We start from the raw sequence: 16960 nt of genomic DNA on the forward strand, positions 1-16960 counted from the left end.
TTCTAGAATTTATTTTTTTCTTCGCCACTAGATAATTGCAGCAACTTTAATGAAATATAGATAGTATGACTTATCATACAACGGTTATCGACTCACTAAGACACCGCGATCCAGGTCTCTGCTTCCCCATCGATTACAGCGATCAACTGATTGTTACTGAATGGAGCTAATTCCAGCTCATCTGAATATTTGGAAATAACAAGTTCAGCAGCATCCTTAAACGGTTGGTTTCCATAGTGAGGTAAGGGATAGAAGTGCACAAGATTTAACCCTTCATAAGACTCTAGATTCTTCGCTGCATCGGGGTTATCCATCTCCTGAATATACGCGATATTCGGCGAGAGGATTACAGTACCTGCCGACTCACCTATATAGGGCTTACCCAGCCTAATCTGCTCCAACAAGATTTTGTCTGCCCCACTTCGCCTAAGTTCTTGAAGTAGGAAATAGGTGTTACCACCAGTTACATAGATATACTCATTGTTTTGCAGTTTATCTTTAATCTCATCCACTGAAGCCTTAGACACTTCCAATTCATCTACAATAAGACCTAACTGCTCCAGCTCCTTCTTGGCATCTTCCACATAAAAAGTGATCTCTTCGGGAATGCTTGCAGTAGGGATGAATGTAACCTTCTTACCTTCAAGCCGTTTATCAAAACTCGCGATCGCGCTCGCGACTTCAGCAAAATACGAAGTCAAGAATAGCTTGGCCATATATTTTAATCCTTTAAAGTACTTAATTAATCAACTACTTGATATCGATATAGTTTACTCGAGATGTGAACAGGTCAATAAAGATGTATCACATTATCCGATTATGTATGTAGGGCCCAATATTATTTTTTATTATCTCGCAACAAAATCATCAATTACCGATTCCACCTTGAAAGTGGCCAACTTTGTCACTAAATCCAATAATAAATGGCGAAGCTTCTCCCCCCTGATTTTTACAGGAATGTTTATATCAGGCTGGTTTGACTATGAATTTCAACAATATTTATAAGCAGCTAAAGCCAAGTTTAAAGTATGATCTAAGTGGAACTAACAGGTAACCAAAATCACTTCTTTATCATTCACTATCTTGGCATCTCTCATAGAACCAGAAGCATAAGCAAGCAAAATCTGTAAGAACCATATTACATAAAGATTCGGCAGCTTAACTTTTGTACCATTTACCTAATAGTAGGAGCCAATTAGCATACGCAAAATGGAAGGGGAGATAAGTCGCTCCAGAGGCTGCGGCTTTTACTGCCCTTGTTTATGATGCATTTTTCGCACACGATCTTTCGGAGTGAGCACTCTTGCTCCCGAATCTACCTGAATCCCACCAGTGATATCTAACCATTTAGCAAAAAACGAATATATTTTGGTATAGCCTTCCCAGCCTTTAAAGTAGCCGAAAATCGCAGCCGCGATATAAACCACAAACAAAGTACAAAAGAATATGGCTTCACGGCCAGGAAAAAACAGCTCTTCCATACCTTCTTTGGGGTTTACCCCCCGGGCGAACCCCATAATTAAAATCACATTAGAAAAAAGCAGAAGAGTTACCGGGATACAGCCTAGCATTATCCCTCGAGCAATTTTCTCCGGTTTTGTTGGCTGATACATGTATTGCACCGATGATTAAAATCGATTGACTGGCGGGCAAGGCGTGATAGGAATTTTAGGCAAAAAAAAAGGGCCTAAAAGACCCTTTTTTTATTTTGCGAGTTCTGGATAAGAGATTTTCAATCTCTTCTCGCACCCCCTGAAAGACAAGGGAAATTTGGTGGAGCTAAGCGGGATCGAACCGCTGACCTCAACACTGCCAGTCTTCCGCACACAAAAATGTAAGTTGCTGATTTGTAAGGGAAAACTGCCTTTTTCCAATCTAACGGCCTTAACTATCCTCGATGATACCGCACCGACGCCTTAACTACACCCTCCACCAACAACTCTTGTCCTTCCCAAATAGGTATGGGCCTATATCTGCCATTGGCGGACAATAGCCGTCCTCGCTTTAGGTCCAAGATTTTGCAGGTTAGCTGGCCATCCAGGGCGACCACGACAACATCACCGCTCACTGGCGTGAGGGAGCGATCGACAATGAGTACGTCCCGATCGAAGATGCCCACCTCTTGCATTGAGTCGCCATTGGCGCGGGCCAGGAATGTGGCTGCGGGATTGGTGATCAGGTGCTCATCAAGGCTAAGCGGCGGCTCTTGGTGGTCATCTGCTGGGGAGGGGAAGCCGCAGCTGACTCCACTGCCGTATAGAGGGGATAGTTTCATGTGCTCTAATAATATACTGTGTTTTTATACAGTATATTGACCAGCCCCCATGAAAGACAAGTAGCCTGTGTAACTCTGAAGCCGCCTAGAGACCGAGAACGGCTGCGGGACAATCGGTATCAAATTGAGGGGAGATGCATTGCGACCGACCCTCCAGTTGAGTTAGGCCTAATCAAATTTATATGGCAATAATAGTGAACCATCCCCCATTTCATTGACTTACACGAACCTTTGCAGGCGAGCAGCCTTCATATAATCCACCTCAACTTCAGAGGAGGAGCATTGAACATGGGGCACTATGAACAACCAAAGCCGTTCTACCTGAAAGATCGCCGGGAAGTGGCTATTGATATGTTTGTCTTAGTTGCCAGCAGATGAGCTTAAGCGTGTATTAAAAGTATGAAAATCTATCAATTAAACGCAAATAGCAGCGGCTATATGACCCCCTATTTCGAACCAAATAATGTGCTCAAAAAGCAGGTAGGCATTAAGTTCCTTTTCAACACAACGCCTAAATCCTACAGTGAAGATTGGGAACCGCTGGAGCTAAGTATCAAAGCGTGCGATTCGGCACCGGTTATTCCGACGCTTTCTCGATGGCAAAATTACTTAGTGCTTCATGAATCGGCTTACAAGGCCCTCGAAAGTACGCTCAATCCTTTTGGGGAGTTCCTCCCCTGCACATATCAAGGCACAGCATTTTACCTGTTTAACCCCCTGACAATTGCTGAAGACCTTGATGCGGTAGTTCCTGGCTCCGTTACCAGAAACGGGAACTTGCTCTCTGGTATTGAATTCAACCAGGAAAAGCTGGAAGGGATACCAGTGTTCAGAACAAAAGAGTCCAATATCAGTAACTATTGCACTGAAGCTTTCAAGGAAATTGTTGAATCCGAAAAGCTTGAAGGTTTGATTTTCAGTAGCAACCTGACACACGATTAACAATCAAAGAAAAGCCACCTTCACAGCAAAACGCAGCTACTGAGTGGCTTTTCTATTGTCATCCCGCCATTGATTGAGCACTCAATGTGTTACAAGTGCTGGATAGGCCACTAGAAAATCATGGGTGGGCTAGCTGGCTTGTCAGCGGATTTCTGCGCATCCTTTACCGGCTGGGTAACAATCAAGAAAACCGCATACACAAACCAGGAAAAGAAAAAGACGCCGAGGAACCAGCCCACTTTTGCCCCGCCGTGGGAACGGCTGGAAACCAACACATGTACCACAGGTACCACAAAGAAGAGCACAATCATCAATAAGATGATCAACTGCCAAATACTAATCCCACCGAATCCCATAACGGCCTCCTTGCCAAGCATAATTGTTTTTTGACGAACAACCGGCAGCATACCGCAGCTTGCTACATCCGCCTATATTTCTCGGCAATCGCTTCAAACTGGCGGAGATAGATTGCTTCGATGCAACGCACGGAAACGGGAGAGGATAACGATTGCACAGCTGGCAAAGCAGCTGGGGCTTGTGTCATCTCAAATTTCGAAAATGGAAACGGGCGTACAACGAATACCGGCGGACCTGTTGCCGGTATGGTGTGAGGCGGTGGGGATTACTTTGGCCGAGGTTTACGGGGTGGAGAACCTGCACCACTTTGCGCAGGTTCCATTTCCGCCGCTGATCGCACGACTTTATGCGCAGCTACCCAAAGAATGGCAACTACATGTGCAGAGGACTGTTCAGAGCATCTATCAGTTATGGAAGAGGGAAAAGAACTAGGGTTTTGCACAAAAGGAAAATGCAATTACAAGTCTCCCAACGCGGTCACACCCCATATTTATTACTAGCTACCCAGGAGAGCACACTCTCCATAACCGCCTTCCCGGCCCCATCAGCGCTAGGGTATACAGTAGCCCCAGTTAAACCAATTCTCGCACACAGATGATGCAAGCGAATACTTTCCTTAACAGGAACGGTAAGTTTCATTAGTGGAGTCTTAGGCACATTTGAAAACTCATGTTCAAGACCAACGACATCAAAATCTTTACCTCTATCACCATTATGAGGGTGAACTGTAAATACACCTGATTGCGCAGAGAGGTGTGGTGTAACAGAACCAGGAATAGTAACTATTTTTACTTTTGGATATAAAGATTTTGCTTCTATATCTAAGACCCAAAGAGCTAACTTTTCTTCTTCTTTCCAATCATGCATACTGGAAAGTGCACTACTTGCTGCAAAATATATCGCCACATACGGATGCCTGGTCCAGTCTAATAATCTAGTAGGCACACCATGATGCTGAGCCAGCCCCATAATTTCAATCAATTCATCACTAGGCCAGAGCTCTGGTTTTACATAAAACTTATTAATTTCTCCATCAACGGACAAGTGTTTTTTCCTAAACGCCATAGAATCATTTGGTATTTTAATACCAATCTGATCACAATATGCCGCAAAAATTTCAAGCAACCTAAATTCAAAAAACACTTGATCATCAGCGCAATGCCTTCCCCGCATTGCTGATGCGAGCACACCCGAGTCCTTTCGGAGGGCTGTTGGTATTAACTCCCATTTAGCATTGGCTTGACCACGATATAGCAACTTACAAGGTGGCTTAACCAACTCTCTAGTCGGGCTAAGGGCCTCCCACAACTCATCAGCGGTTTGATAACTAATTTCTCGGTATAATTTACTCTTATCGAAGCTCATAAATAATTGTTCTTTTCAGGGGCTTACTCAAAGCCTCTTATTTTAAAATGCGTGCTGACTGACACGCTCTCACTCTAAAATCACTTTATCCAGCTCGTTGATTAAAATCGCGAGTATACAGTTTAATAGTATTATCTACGTACATCCTAACCTTCCCTGACACTGTCTTATAAAAATTAGTAAGTACCTTTTTAACCTCATCGTTAATGTAACTGTCATATTCAGAGGGAGAGCCATAAAAATTAATGTACCTCCAATCAAGAAAATAATGCGTAACCAACCCACCCTTCATCGGGAGCTTGCCCTTCATGATTAACTTATCTACAAGCAGCCCTTTTAAATTGTTATCAAGCCTACTTTCAATGGTGTCATGCATGGCGGCGCCATAAAAATAAGTATCTTCTGCCAACATATAGGCATCAACCAAGGGGCGCCCATAAAACTTTGATCTTACAAAATCTGCTGTAAATAGCCCATGAGCTACTGCTCCCTTTACAGGAATTGATAACTCCATTGTCTGCTGCAAGAAATAAGCAGAAACAAATAGAATTTTCTCTAGGTCTTCTGGAGAGTCACTTTTTGATATAAATAGAATTGAATCGGAAAAGATCACTGGTAGAACAACAGTACTATCCAGCCTTAGCTTCTTATTCTGCGAACTCTCAAGTAATCTCATTTCAGTGTTCTTTATACTACTTGTAATCACAGAGATGCCGTCCATTACTTCAGACACTTGCTCATGGGTATTTCTGTATATCATGTCCTTGAAACCCATTATATCAAAATAAGCAATATATCTATTTGTTGTTATAGGAAATTTATCCACTCAATCCCCCTTAGTTATCTACTATAAATTTTAGAGCCTTTAATCCAGATGCGAAGTTATAATTAAGCTCTGGTTCAGTTTGAAAATTTGATTGTGCTTATTTAATGAAATCGTGCAAGCTAAATTTTATTTTTACCAACAATAGATATTCAAAGCACACTATAAATATCACTACAAGCCAACCTGATTATCCCAAAGCACCCCATCCAAAGCCCCCAACATCTGCCCCACCACCCCGGCCAGATCCGTGCTGGTATCCCCAGTAATCTGCGGCAATGTCGCCGGGCGGTTGGCTACCTGCCAGCCGCTGCTGCCGTTGATATACAGTAAGCCGTCCGCTTGATTGAGTGCGACCTTGGCGGGGAAGAATTTCCAGTAGCCGGGGTCTGCCACATAGCGGGCCAGTTGGCCGTCTTGGCTTGCCCAGTCTCCGGTGCCGCTGGCGACTATGTAGCGGGCGCCATCGCTGGGGGAGCCGGGGGGATCATTTTGGATCCCCAGCACTTCGATCTGTAAAAGCGCGTCGATGGTATCCAGGGCTTGGTTGAGGCTGGCGGCTGGGTCCAAGGTGCCTTCGGCGGCGTAGGGTATGGCGTTGTTGGGTGTATTGCTCATGGTCCTTTTATCCTGTTTATACCGTGATTTCTGCAGCTGGGCCGGGGCCGGTGATGCTGTTGATTTGGCTCACTTGAATCGTGGCGGTGCCTGGGTCGGGGATTGTTAGCGTGGTGGCAGTGGTATCGGTGCTATCGCCGTTCACCGTTACCCGGTAGCCGGTAAAGAACTGGCTTTGGTCGTAGGCGGCGCGGCCGCCGAGGTACCCTACCCCAACCCATTCAATCATTAGCTGGCCGCCGCTGCGGTAGGCGCGCAGGCTGGTGGGTGCGGGTTCACTGTGGCTGGCGCCAGTGTAGGTGCCGTCGGTAGTCGTCTCCTCGCCGCTGCCGCTACTGGTGGCACGGAAGGTGAGTAGTTGGTTCAGGTTGTAGCGCTCGGTGGGGATATAGTTGAGCGTGTTGCGATCCAGCAGGACAAAGCGGGTACCCGCTGAGTGCTGGGTGATTTCGGTTCCCAGGCGGCCGCGCAGCAGGTAGCCAATTTCCCATAGGCCGGGGCTGATCTCGTCGGCCTCGCCAAAGCTCACTATTTCATTGCCGATTAACGCCCTGTTCTCGCGGTTAAGCATTTGCGCCAGGGTGCGATACTCGAGCGCGTCGCCGTCATCGTAAAGCTGGATTTGCACGCGGTTGTGGGTGTCGGGGATCTCGCGCTTATGGGTGTCGAGTGTGGTAACCAGCTCTCCCATTACCGCCTCCACGTCCGTGGTATCCGACTCGGTATAGTTCTCTCCACCATCTAAAGAGAGCGCGACAGTAGCACCGCTCCAGGCGCTGTTGCTGCCGGCGATAGCGATGTAATACCCCAACTGGGTATCGTCGCCGCTGGACAGTATTGGCGCGTCGATAAATTCGATATAGGTCGAGCCGGCCACCAGCGGCACTGGGTCCGGTGCGGCCATGGGGGCTACGCCCAGAGCCTGGCTTTGGTAGGCGCTTTTGCGGTCGTGGATCAGTTTGTATTTTTGCTCGCCTCGATCAATATTCACTTCATCGATGCGAAGGCGGTCGCCGAGATAGAGCACCACGTCACCCGCCGTAAGCCGCAGGTAATTGCGAGGCAAAGTAATTTCACCATCACCGCGCTGCTCTTCGATCATCACCTTATGCATAATCACCGCAGTCTGCGCGGCCTGATCGGTTTCCAGTACAACGGGGGTTTCGATATTTTTTTCCCCTTCGCCGCGAGTGTCGATACTGCGGTCTGAGGTTTGTTTACAGGTATCGATACCGCCGACAGAATCGTAATAGTTCAGGTTTAATACCTGCACAATATCCTCGGGGGAGCGTCGGGTTTTCTCGTCATCGCTATCGCCGATTAAATCGTTCTCGTCGATTTCCATTACCGGTTCACCGCCGCGCGGAACAAAATCTATTTCACCCCCGCGATTAACCGGATCGAAAAAAAACAGCTGGGCCAGCTCTTGGATATGCTCGTATACCGGGGATTCATTAGTGACCTGCATTCCCTGCACATAACCTTCAAGTCGCGTGGTATTAAATTTCCCAGGGGGCAAGCCGGCGCGCTCGCACAGCTCGGCGACGATGGCGTATAGAGGATATTGGGCGGACATAGGATTAAGACTTTAATAGGAATTGCAGGCGGTACTGTTTGTGCATACCGATTTTAATCAGGCCATCGCTATTCACGTTTTCGTGTAATAGGTATTCGGTTTGGTAGCGGTCGCGCTGTTGCCGGCAATAGAGGTTGCCGTCTTTGAGATAAGCAAAAATGACATCACTGACACCGGACTGTAATTGCCGCTTATCATCCAGGGTGACGCGCGGAGTGATAACGCCGGGCCACTCGGTAATCACCTGTGCACCCTGGGAGGAGTCGTACCAATAGAGCTTGGCCGTGCCGCCCTCCACATAGGCAACCACCGGTCGCATATTCTGGTCGAAGGACAGTGAGACTTCGGTAATATCCGTGCCGCTGATTAGGGTGAACTCGGCCACCTCATGGGCATTCAGCACAATGTCGCAGCCGTTATTCAATACCCGCGCACGCCAGACCTGATAATTCAGCCCCTCGCTGGGATCTTGCAGGGCAATGCCGCCGGATTCATAGTCGGTAACATTCCGCACCGGCAAGGCGGCACCGCCCATAAAAGGCGCAGGCACGCTTTGCTGTGACAACTCATTCTCCGGCAGCATGTCAGCCCCGCGCCCAGGAGTGGGAGAGCGTAATGGTAAGAACGGTTTCAGAGTCTTTCGGTATGGCGCTGCCATCAGACACCGCCGCAAATTGCACTTGCCAGCGCGCCCAACCGGTATTGGCGGCAATCGAACGCACCCCGCCAAAGTTGGCTTGATCCAATCCCCAGGAGTACTGCCCCGAAGCCTGAAAACTTCCTGCGGAGTAGCCGACGTCCGCAGTGCTACCGCTAACGCTGGTGCCGGTTGGTTTATCGGTCACATCGCCAATATCACCGGCATAGGCATAGGCATAAGCTGCGCTGTTGCCGTGGCGGTCAAAATCCCAAGCGCTAGAGGCCGCAGCGGATACGCGGCTGGGGCGGGCAATATAGTCGTAGTCCACACCGCCAATAGTGACAACCCCGGTCACGTCGTCCAGTTCGGGGTAAATACGCAGTTCGTAAGTCACGTCCAGGTACTCATCAGAGAGTACGGTGATGCTGCTGGGATTGCCGTCGGCATCTTGAATCAGTGCCCGCGAAAACAGATTGCCGCTCGACGTGTTAGCCCAACCCACACCCACCTCGGATAAATTGCCGGCGGCGTCGCCCTGATCAAAGCGATACACTTTTTGCAGCGACAGGTACCAGGGGTCCGTGCTGGCCTGGGCGCTGCGCGCGCTGGATTTCAAGGTGTTGTGAATGGCTTTATAAGCGGACATATCGGTATCGTTCACCGTGGGGGTTGTCGATCCGCTGCCCACATAGCAGTTGGATGTGCAGCTGTGGGGCGACTTGGTGCCCAGCTGATCCAACCCCAGATCCGTAATCAGATTTTCAAACTCGGCGCGACACACGCGGCTACCGGGAATTTCGCGAAGCCCTGCCTCTGACTGTGTGGCCTTAAAGGTTTCTATTTTGTAGAAACCGCGCACGCGGTTATTAGATTTCATTAGGTTAAATCTCCAGTAACGCCGACAAACGTCGCGGATAAATTATCCGGGATACTTTGGTCATAACTAATCAGGGCCTTTTGTAAATCACCCGCCACGCTGACAAACTGCGAGGAAACGGATTCCGGGCTGTAGAGGTCGTAACTCGTTAATAGCGAGCGCAGCTCACCCGCGACCCCAACAAAAGCAGATTCCAGTTTTTCCGGGCTCCAGTTTTCGTAGCTGGCCTTGATCGAGCGCAGCTCACCCGAGACACCCGCAAACCCCGCGCTCACGCTATCGCGCGCCAGAGCTTCGGGCGCGCCTCGCGCTTCTACAAAGTCCGCTTTAAGGGCGTCGGCAAATTCCAGCGCGTAGGGCTTAGAGGTGAGCGCCACCCCCTCAGCCCGCTCCACTTCAAAGGCAAATTGGGGAATCGCACCGCCGGTACTGGTGAGGTTTTCGTTGTCGATCACCATGTAACAGGTGCCGCGATAGGCGTGTACTTCGCTAACCCCAAAGGCGGCTTGCATTACTGCGCTGGGCATCTGATCCCAGTCGCCAAGAAAGAATTCGGCAATGCGTAAAAAGGCGAGATTGTTGGTGGCTTGCGTGCTGTCGATGCTATCGCGGTCGTACACCAATTCGTTGTTGCGCCAGACGCGAGAGATACCGGTGATAGGCCCCTCGCAAATTCTTATCGCGTAGGTGCGGTAAACCTCCTCGTTGACAACTTCTGTTGAGCCGCCGCCCTTGCCGGATTTTTGCTTTTCTTTTTTCTTAACAATCTTGGGCGCGGTGGTAGCAATAATATTGCCGATGACCGGCAGCACCTTGCCGAAAATAATCGGGCGCGGTACGCCGGCCTTGGAGGTCTGCACTTTGATATCGTCAAAGGTGCGCCCCTCAATCGTCGTAGTACCAAAAATTAAGTTACCCATGGGGAATACACCTCCACCAATAGGCGGCGCCAGCGCTTATCTAAAATATGCTCGCGGCAATCTTGATCCGCGTGGGCATGGATTAGGGTAAATCCACCGTGGGGATAATCCCCCAAAAAACCTACGTGACTGGGGTCGGATTTTTGCGGCGATTTAAATACTGCAATATCCCCCGGTTGCCACAAAGGCTCCGCCACCGGGTTGCCGAAACGCCGCTGCATTTTTTGCCGCAGGCCATCTTTCCAGGGTTCGCGGCCGTAGTGCTTTTCATCTTCGATATCGACACCGGCGGCGCGCAGGCTGAGCACGATCATGCCCACGCAATCCACCGCCCATTCGGTGCGGCCCCGATGGCGCCAGCGCACACCCTTAGCCACCAGGCCCCGCGCGTGGGCCAGTGTCGCTTGTCTTTGTGGATTCATAGGATCTATACCGGCACCGGCCCGTCGTTGATACCCGGCCAGGCGGTATCGCCAGGCACTCCAGCGCCGGGCGTATCGGAGGCTTGGCCGATAGGGATTAGATTCTCGCCTTTAAAATCCAGCTCGTTGCCGTGGTATTTACAGGTGGAAAACTGTTTGTCGCAGTCTTCGCGAATTTCCAATTCATCACCGGGTTGCACGGCAAACGGCAGGGGCTCTATCTGGGTTATCTGGCCGGTAGCGGTATCCACGGCCTCAATCTGATACAGGCGCGCGGAGACGTTATCGCCGGTTTTCCAGCGCACCCGCCAGCGATTGGCAGCCGTGGAAAGCGTGGCAATATCATCCACCAGATAGGTGACTTTGGGTTCGTCACTATTAACGGCGGTGACCGTGGCCGATTGCCACAGCGCATCTGCATTTACGCCGCAACCGGTTTGCGAATTCGCATCCGTGCCGAATATGGCCCGGCAGGTGACGGAATCCACATGGCCGACAGACTGGCGCAGCCGCATCATGTAGCTCAGCAGCTCGGGAATAAATACCGTATTGCGAACCGTCTTTACTTCGCCGATATCACCGCCGTCCAGCTCGATAGCGCCCATGGATAAATCGCGGTAATTGACCTCGTACATCACCCACTCTGCATTATCCAGTTCACCGCGCTCGGCCATCTCGACGGTGATGCCGGGTACGTCGGTGGAGTACAGGGAATAGCCCTCGGCGTTGTCCACATCAAACGACGTATCGCTGGCAATCACACTGGGGTCAAAGCCGTTCTGTGCGTAATAGGTAATTCCGTTGTATTCGACATTGCGGTCTAACGTGGTGGCACCAAACACGCGGCCATCAGTGAGGGTGATTTTTAATAGGCGGCAAGTGGTAGTGACGCCGCTGTCGTAGTGGGCTTGGAGTGCGCTAGGAATGTATCTCACAGGCGAATCTCCAGCAGCTCGACACTCCCACTACACACCGGCTGGCCCCTATGGCGATTTTCAATACTGAAGCTGACATCATCCTCAAAGCGAACCGGTACATCGAACTCACCTTGCCAGGTAATTTCTGCACCGGCAGTCGCGCTGAGCTCCACTTGGCCGGTGGTGTAATCGATAGCAAACGCCACCTCTTGGCCATCGACAAAAATTTTTACCGTGCCACTCACGGGTTTATAAATTTCACGCTGATAAGACAGCGAGCCAAACACATAGCTTTTTATTAGCTGGTAAGTTTCTGTACTGCCGCTGCCGTAACCAATCACCTCACCGCCTGCAAAAAAATCACTGGCGTCCTTAAAGCGAAACCCCACCAGAGCCCCAGCACAGGCGTGGTGCGCGGCAACAACAATTTGGTGATCTTCATAATCCAGGTTTTTGAAGATCACCGAGTACTGCCCCAGTGGGCGCTCCCACTCCGCATTGCGGCGCTCTACCCCGTTGCGCAATTCGCGAATATCCGTTTTGTAGCGGTGGCCATATTCCGAACCATAGGCCACGCGCTCCAGCAATCGACTTTCATTAAACATTAAGAGCCGAGCCTCCTGCGGTTAATACGTTGCTGGCGTGTACTCTCGCGAGCTAATTGTTTTGTAGTGCGATTATCCAACTTGCCGGAAACGCTAATATTCTGGGTGAAGGGTGCAGCTCCACCCGAGCTACCACCACGGCCACCGCCGTGCATATCCGCTTGAATCATGGCCAGGGTGCGATCCAGTTTTGCACTGGTTTCTGAGGTGGTGACCCGCTCGCCTTTTTCCAGCAGCCAGGTGCCGGTTTCAGGTACCGCATCAAGGCCGTCATGAGCCATACCGGTGAGCTTTGCTGCAGCCAGGCCACCGGTGACATACACGGCACCGGCCGCTGCTGCACCCAGCACCGGGCCCACATAGGGAATAGAGGCCATCGCGTTGTAGGCGCCCATGGCCGCATCATTGGTGTTGGCAATAATACTGGTTAGTGCGTTGCGTTTTTTCTCATCCAACAGGGTTTGACCGATGGCGAGCGCTGCGCGCATATAGGCCGCCTCTTCGCCCTCCATACCGGAGTAATATTCCGAGGCCACCGACATCAACAAGTTGTAGCCCTCCAGCTGCTGCTGTCGGCGCAGGTCTTCATTGGCCTGGGTAATTTCGGTGAGCTTTTCTTCGTACTGTTGGCGAATGGCCAGCTCCTCCTCATCCCAGGTGGCATTGAGGTCGACGCGTTCGCTGCGGAATTGCTCCAGCATATCGAGCTGGGTGGAATACCAGTCTTCCAACTCGGTGCGCGCGGATTCGATATCGGAGCCACTATCCAGGCCGCCGAGTGCGGGGGAGTCTTCTGTGGCGGCGTCGGCGATACGGCCCAGGGTCTGCTGGCGCTGTTCATCGGTGATATCTTTTACCGCTTCGAGAATATCCAGGCGCTCGCGCAATAAATCCAGATTGCGCTCTTCATCGGTTTGCAGGTCTGAAACCAGTGAATTAAAAGCCTGCTGTGCGCGCAGCATGCGCTCGCGTTGTTCCGCCTCTTTTTCCAGTTCGCCTTCGATATCCCCCAATACATCCGAGAAGGTTTCCCAGGGGTCGCCGATGGCTGCCTGTAGTTTTAATAATTCATTTCCGGCTTCTGTGAGCGCGTTGAGGGAATCTTCGCCGAGTTGTTCGCCCTCAATGGTGACCTCTGTTTGGGTTTTAGTTTTCGCTGGTGTGCTAAACCCATAGAAATCATCCCGCTGCTTCTGCAACGCGGCCAGCTTTTCCCGCAGGTCATCGACAGAAGTACCCTGATGAATATATTCCCCGGTAGCCAGGCGAATACCCGTGAGCAGTTTGCCATCACCGATCACGCCGCTATCAATCGTTGCGCTCAGCTGTTTCAGCGAACGCTCCAGCTTCATAACTTCCGGTTCGCCGTGCGTCATACGGGCCACGGATTTACCGACTTCCTGGGTGAACTCCACCAGCTCCACCACCGCAGAAGCCGCAGCAGATCCCACTTTAATAATTGCCGTGGTTAGTGATGCGAAGGCATCTCTGGTTTTGGGGTCTGCAATTAACTCTGTGAAATCCTTGATCGCCGGCAGTGCGCCTTTCACAACTTCTTTTTCGAACCCGTCAAGCGCGCCCTTCAGTTTATCCAGATCTTCGCGCACCTCACCCAGCTGCTGCAGATCCAGGTCCGACAGCACCGCGCCCACATCTTCGGCCTCATCCCCCAGCCGGCCAAGCTCCTTGCCGTTGTTTCGCAATAGCGGTAACAGCAGAGTGGCATCACTGGCGATGGCCTCCATATAGAAGGTCATTTCGCTCTGGGATAAATTGGCTTTTTCCAGGCTACTGACATAAAGCCCCAGCGCATCACGGCCCGATAAATGGCGAAACTCTTCGGCAGTGACGCCCACTTGCGGGGCGATATTTTCAAAGAAGTCCGCCATCGGACCGGCGCCGGTCTGCAGGAAGTCACCGACCTTATCCGAGGTATCCTTGAGGATATCTGCAACCTTATCCTGCTCAACGCCGTAGCGCTGCGCAGCGTAGGACATGCGCTGGAATTCCAGGGTGCTGGTGTTGGCCACTGCAGACAGGTTTTCAATCTCTGCAGATTGCCCTATCACCCGCGAGGTCATTACCGCTAGTGCACCAGCCGAGGCGGCAGTAACCGCAGCAAACGACTTGCCAACGGCAGCGACATTTTTCTTAACCTGCCGTTTCCATTTCTCGGTGCCGCGCTCAGCTTTATCCAGCCCCTTTTGAAATCCTCCTACTTTGGCGATCAGGTCCAGCGTTAATGTGCCCAGGTTTTTATTAGACATAGCGATCCACCGCCCCTTAGTACCAGGTCTTCATCGCTTGTTCCAGCGAGATTTCCGGCTCCTTCTCATGGGGCATAAAGTCTGTGATTTTTGCGGGGGCGCCTTTACCGCGATGGGTATTGGCGTAGAGGGTGGCAAGTAATGCCGTGGATCTTTCAGTGCGCATTCCCGGATGCAGGGAGCCGCGCAGCTCACGATATTTCGCCCAGCTTTGTACTTCTTGATAGCTCAGCCGCCGCTGGGCCTCTTCGATGGTGCAACCGCCAATGCCGTTTAGCACCAGCTCGTGCCAGAGTTCCTCTAGCTCGCTGAGCTTTTCACCTTTCCCAGGTTATTGACCGCACCGATTTCCATTAGCAGCGCCTGGGTCAGATTCTCATTAAGGGGGCCACGCTCCGGGTCTGCCTCACCGGTAACATCTGCCGGGGTAAATACCGGCTTGCCCTCGGCATCGACAACACAGGCGGCAATACGCCCGGCAACCAAATCGACCTTACCGCGCAAGGCCTCCACATCATTGACGGCGCTGTAGTAGGAGAAACGGCGAATATAAACCGTCGCCGTGAACTCCTCATCGCCCTGCTTCCAGGTAATGGAACGCTTAACCGGCGCACCGGAAAAGCTGCCCTGCTGCTGCAGGGATTCAATTGATAATTCCATGGGTTACCCCTTACGTTATATTTTTGGGCGTCCAGGCAGAACCGCCGCTGCGCTGGATCGACATTTCACCGCTGACCAAGGTGTTCAGCTGGAAATCAAAGGGGAAGTCAGCCACATAGCCTTCAAAGGTGAACCAAGTGCGAGTGGTGGGCAGTGTCCACTCGCCGGTGGTTACGGTGGGTGCTTCAGTGCCATCACTCCAGCCCACCGCCCACTTAATGCTATCCACCGTGTCATCCTGGGACAGTTCATGCAGGCGCTTATGCACCGCGTTCTGCGGGTTTATTTTGAGCCCTACCGATGCCTGCCCCGGTGTACGCAGGCCGCGCTTGAACTTCTTATCCAGGTCTTCCAGGGAAGTGTCATCCAGCTGGTCGGCGGGACTGCCGCCGGGATTAAATGAGGTTACCCCGGTGATCACCTTCACGGTATCACCAGAACCAGCCGGGTCGATAAAATAGATATTGGTACCCTGAGCCAATTGGGACATAGGGATTCTCCAGTCGCTTTAGTGGAAATTAATAATCGACGCGGGGGTGCGTCATTCAGTGGAATATTGGGCGCTGTAGGTCAGGCGCACCTCGCCCAAGGGGTGGTCCTGATCCAGGGCGAAATCGGTTTGTGATAGAGCGAAGATTTCACAAGCACCGCCCAGGGTTCGATCCTGCAGGACACTCTCAACATCCTCGGTAGCTTGATCCAGTAATTCATAGATATCCCCCCGGCTATGCACCACTACCGCAACCACAAGATCCAACTGGCGGGTGGTGCCTGAGAACTCTTGCTGTGTCTGTTCCGTGGCAAAGCCAACGAGGATTGCCGGCAGCTTTTCCCGTTCGATGCCTTCGGTGGTTCCGGCTGAGGGGAAGTTGTAGCCGGATAGGGTTTTTAGTTTGCTTAATACAGCATCGCGGATGGTGATACGTTGGGTCATTGGGGATTGCTCCAGGAATTTTGGGCATAAAAAAACCCGCTGGTGCGGGTTTGAGTAACTTTTGTGATTTTTACCAGCCGTCTTTTTGATGGCTATATAGCCTTGTTATGCTTTTGCTACGAATGCTTTTTTGCATAGACCCAAACAGCCTCTTTTAGGTATTCGAGCCTGTCGTGTTCTTGTTGTGGTAAATTCCAAAAAACATCATTGAAACTACCCATACCACCATATGCGCCAAGAACCTTTGAATAAGATCTTGATGATTTCCCAGATGCATATAAATCGAGGGCTATTTGAAACCACTTTGCCCAATGCTCATTATCGCACTTTCTGAGTAAAGCAATCATCTCCTCGAGCATATCTGTGTACAAAAGCTAGATCTCTCCTAAAACATAACGCAAAGCTAAAAGGCCCGAGACATTTTTTTGCCGGAGGTCCAGCCCACGTTTTTTGGGGGCGAATTTTCAGCGTTTTGTTATAACGTCTCATCTAATCTCTCTGATACAGAAAGGCTTTTTCTAAGTAGCAGCGAGACCAAATATATAATTGCCAGAGGAGGTAATAATGCCATAAATCCACCAACTACAACCGCTCGTTTAACCTTTAAGGTTTTTTTGATAGCTAGCATATAGCTAAGAGCTAATACAACACAAAACCATAGCAATATACCCAGGGCTTCGATATTGGAAATATTAAACAGCTCGTACATTCCGCATTATCCATTAAGGAGCTATAACGCCGGCTCTACGGCTGGTAAAAGTG

23 protein-coding genes are annotated in these 16960 nt (G+C 50.7%); 2 read left to right on the forward strand and 21 right to left on the reverse strand.

Annotated features, from left to right (window positions below; translation table 11 throughout):
- Positions 1-95: 95 nt before the first annotated feature.
- The 3 genes from ACJJIL_RS17605 to ACJJIL_RS17615 form a co-directional block, all read right to left on the reverse strand.
- Positions 96-716: a Type 1 glutamine amidotransferase-like domain-containing protein gene (locus tag ACJJIL_RS17605; RefSeq protein ID WP_445360362.1), complete on the reverse strand. Its 621-nt coding sequence runs from the start codon at positions 714-716 to the stop codon at positions 96-98.
- A gap of 531 nt (positions 717-1247) precedes the next feature.
- Complete coding sequence (locus ACJJIL_RS17610) at positions 1248-1613, reverse strand: hypothetical protein (RefSeq protein WP_445360363.1); 366 nt, start codon at positions 1611-1613, stop codon at positions 1248-1250.
- A gap of 275 nt (positions 1614-1888) precedes the next feature.
- Positions 1889-2275, reverse strand: coding sequence for a LexA family protein (locus ACJJIL_RS17615; RefSeq protein WP_445360364.1), 387 nt, complete (start codon positions 2273-2275; stop codon positions 1889-1891).
- 399 nt (positions 2276-2674) lie between these two features.
- Here ACJJIL_RS17615 and ACJJIL_RS17620 point away from each other — a divergent pair, with 399 nt between their 5' ends.
- Positions 2675-3217, forward strand: coding sequence for a hypothetical protein (locus ACJJIL_RS17620; RefSeq protein ID WP_445360365.1), 543 nt, complete (start codon positions 2675-2677; stop codon positions 3215-3217).
- 110 nt (positions 3218-3327) lie between these two features.
- On the opposite strand, the gene ACJJIL_RS17625 is transcribed toward ACJJIL_RS17620, so the two are convergent.
- Entirely contained in the window at positions 3328-3624 is a 297-nt protein-coding gene (locus ACJJIL_RS17625; RefSeq protein ID WP_445360366.1) for a hypothetical protein, read from the reverse strand.
- Positions 3625-3685: 61 nt separating this feature from the next.
- Here ACJJIL_RS17625 and ACJJIL_RS17630 point away from each other — a divergent pair, with 61 nt between their 5' ends.
- Positions 3686-4006, forward strand: coding sequence for a helix-turn-helix domain-containing protein (locus ACJJIL_RS17630; RefSeq protein ID WP_445360367.1), 321 nt, complete (start codon positions 3686-3688; stop codon positions 4004-4006).
- A gap of 45 nt (positions 4007-4051) precedes the next feature.
- On the opposite strand, the gene ACJJIL_RS17635 is transcribed toward ACJJIL_RS17630, so the two are convergent.
- The 17 genes from ACJJIL_RS17635 to ACJJIL_RS17715 form a co-directional block, all read right to left on the reverse strand.
- Positions 4052-4939: an FRG domain-containing protein gene (locus ACJJIL_RS17635; RefSeq protein ID WP_445360368.1), complete on the reverse strand. Its 888-nt coding sequence runs from the start codon at positions 4937-4939 to the stop codon at positions 4052-4054.
- A gap of 85 nt (positions 4940-5024) precedes the next feature.
- The gene (locus ACJJIL_RS17640) at positions 5025-5765 is read right to left on the reverse strand and encodes a hypothetical protein (RefSeq protein ID WP_445360369.1); all 741 of its coding nucleotides are present in this window, start codon (positions 5763-5765) and stop codon (positions 5025-5027) included.
- Between the two features lie 171 nt (positions 5766-5936).
- The gene (locus tag ACJJIL_RS17645) at positions 5937-6380 is read right to left on the reverse strand and encodes a DUF2793 domain-containing protein (RefSeq protein WP_445360370.1); all 444 of its coding nucleotides are present in this window, start codon (positions 6378-6380) and stop codon (positions 5937-5939) included.
- A gap of 16 nt (positions 6381-6396) precedes the next feature.
- Complete coding sequence (locus ACJJIL_RS17650; RefSeq protein WP_445360371.1) at positions 6397-7956, reverse strand: phage tail protein; 1560 nt, start codon at positions 7954-7956, stop codon at positions 6397-6399.
- Positions 7957-7960: 4 nt separating this feature from the next.
- Positions 7961-8539, reverse strand: a complete 579-nt coding sequence (locus ACJJIL_RS17655; protein ID WP_445360372.1) for a hypothetical protein — start codon at positions 8537-8539, stop codon at positions 7961-7963.
- Between the two features lies 1 nt (position 8540).
- Positions 8541-9473, reverse strand: a complete 933-nt coding sequence (locus tag ACJJIL_RS17660) for a hypothetical protein (protein WP_445360373.1) — start codon at positions 9471-9473, stop codon at positions 8541-8543.
- A complete protein-coding gene (locus tag ACJJIL_RS17665) occupies positions 9473-10393 on the reverse strand; it encodes a hypothetical protein (RefSeq protein WP_445360374.1) in 921 nt (306 codons plus the stop codon). The genes ACJJIL_RS17660 and ACJJIL_RS17665 overlap by 1 nt, the downstream gene beginning before the upstream one ends.
- Positions 10381-10815: an NlpC/P60 family protein gene (locus tag ACJJIL_RS17670; RefSeq protein ID WP_445360375.1), complete on the reverse strand. Its 435-nt coding sequence runs from the start codon at positions 10813-10815 to the stop codon at positions 10381-10383. The genes ACJJIL_RS17665 and ACJJIL_RS17670 overlap by 13 nt, the downstream gene beginning before the upstream one ends.
- A gap of 5 nt (positions 10816-10820) precedes the next feature.
- Positions 10821-11750: a phage/gene transfer agent baseplate hub protein gene (locus ACJJIL_RS17675; RefSeq protein ID WP_445360376.1), complete on the reverse strand. Its 930-nt coding sequence runs from the start codon at positions 11748-11750 to the stop codon at positions 10821-10823.
- Positions 11747-12337 (reverse strand): DUF2460 domain-containing protein, encoded by a 591-nt coding sequence (locus tag ACJJIL_RS17680; protein ID WP_445360377.1) that lies wholly within the window; start codon positions 12335-12337, stop codon positions 11747-11749. The genes ACJJIL_RS17675 and ACJJIL_RS17680 overlap by 4 nt, the downstream gene beginning before the upstream one ends.
- Positions 12337-14604, reverse strand: a complete 2268-nt coding sequence (locus ACJJIL_RS17685; protein ID WP_445360378.1) for a hypothetical protein — start codon at positions 14602-14604, stop codon at positions 12337-12339. The genes ACJJIL_RS17680 and ACJJIL_RS17685 overlap by 1 nt, the downstream gene beginning before the upstream one ends.
- 16 nt (positions 14605-14620) lie before the next feature.
- On the reverse strand, positions 14621-14884 hold the full coding sequence (locus tag ACJJIL_RS17690) for a phage tail assembly protein T (RefSeq protein ID WP_445360379.1): 264 nt from the start codon (positions 14882-14884) through the stop codon (positions 14621-14623).
- A 20-nt stretch (positions 14885-14904) separates the two neighbouring features.
- The gene (locus ACJJIL_RS17695; protein WP_444934967.1) at positions 14905-15264 is read right to left on the reverse strand and encodes a phage tail assembly chaperone family protein, TAC; all 360 of its coding nucleotides are present in this window, start codon (positions 15262-15264) and stop codon (positions 14905-14907) included.
- Positions 15265-15274: 10 nt separating this feature from the next.
- Positions 15275-15754, reverse strand: a complete 480-nt coding sequence (locus ACJJIL_RS17700; RefSeq protein WP_444933617.1) for a phage tail tube protein — start codon at positions 15752-15754, stop codon at positions 15275-15277.
- A gap of 51 nt (positions 15755-15805) precedes the next feature.
- The gene (gene gpU, locus ACJJIL_RS17705) at positions 15806-16198 is read right to left on the reverse strand and encodes a phage tail terminator protein (RefSeq protein WP_445360380.1); all 393 of its coding nucleotides are present in this window, start codon (positions 16196-16198) and stop codon (positions 15806-15808) included.
- A 116-nt stretch (positions 16199-16314) separates the two neighbouring features.
- On the reverse strand, positions 16315-16569 hold the full coding sequence (locus tag ACJJIL_RS17710) for a DUF6966 domain-containing protein (RefSeq protein WP_445360381.1): 255 nt from the start codon (positions 16567-16569) through the stop codon (positions 16315-16317).
- Between the two features lie 104 nt (positions 16570-16673).
- A complete protein-coding gene (locus ACJJIL_RS17715) occupies positions 16674-16907 on the reverse strand; it encodes a hypothetical protein (protein WP_444892212.1) in 234 nt (77 codons plus the stop codon).
- Between the last annotated feature and the right edge of the window lie 53 nt (positions 16908-16960).

Source organism: Microbulbifer maximicatervae (SeqCode) (genome assembly GCF_052468095.1).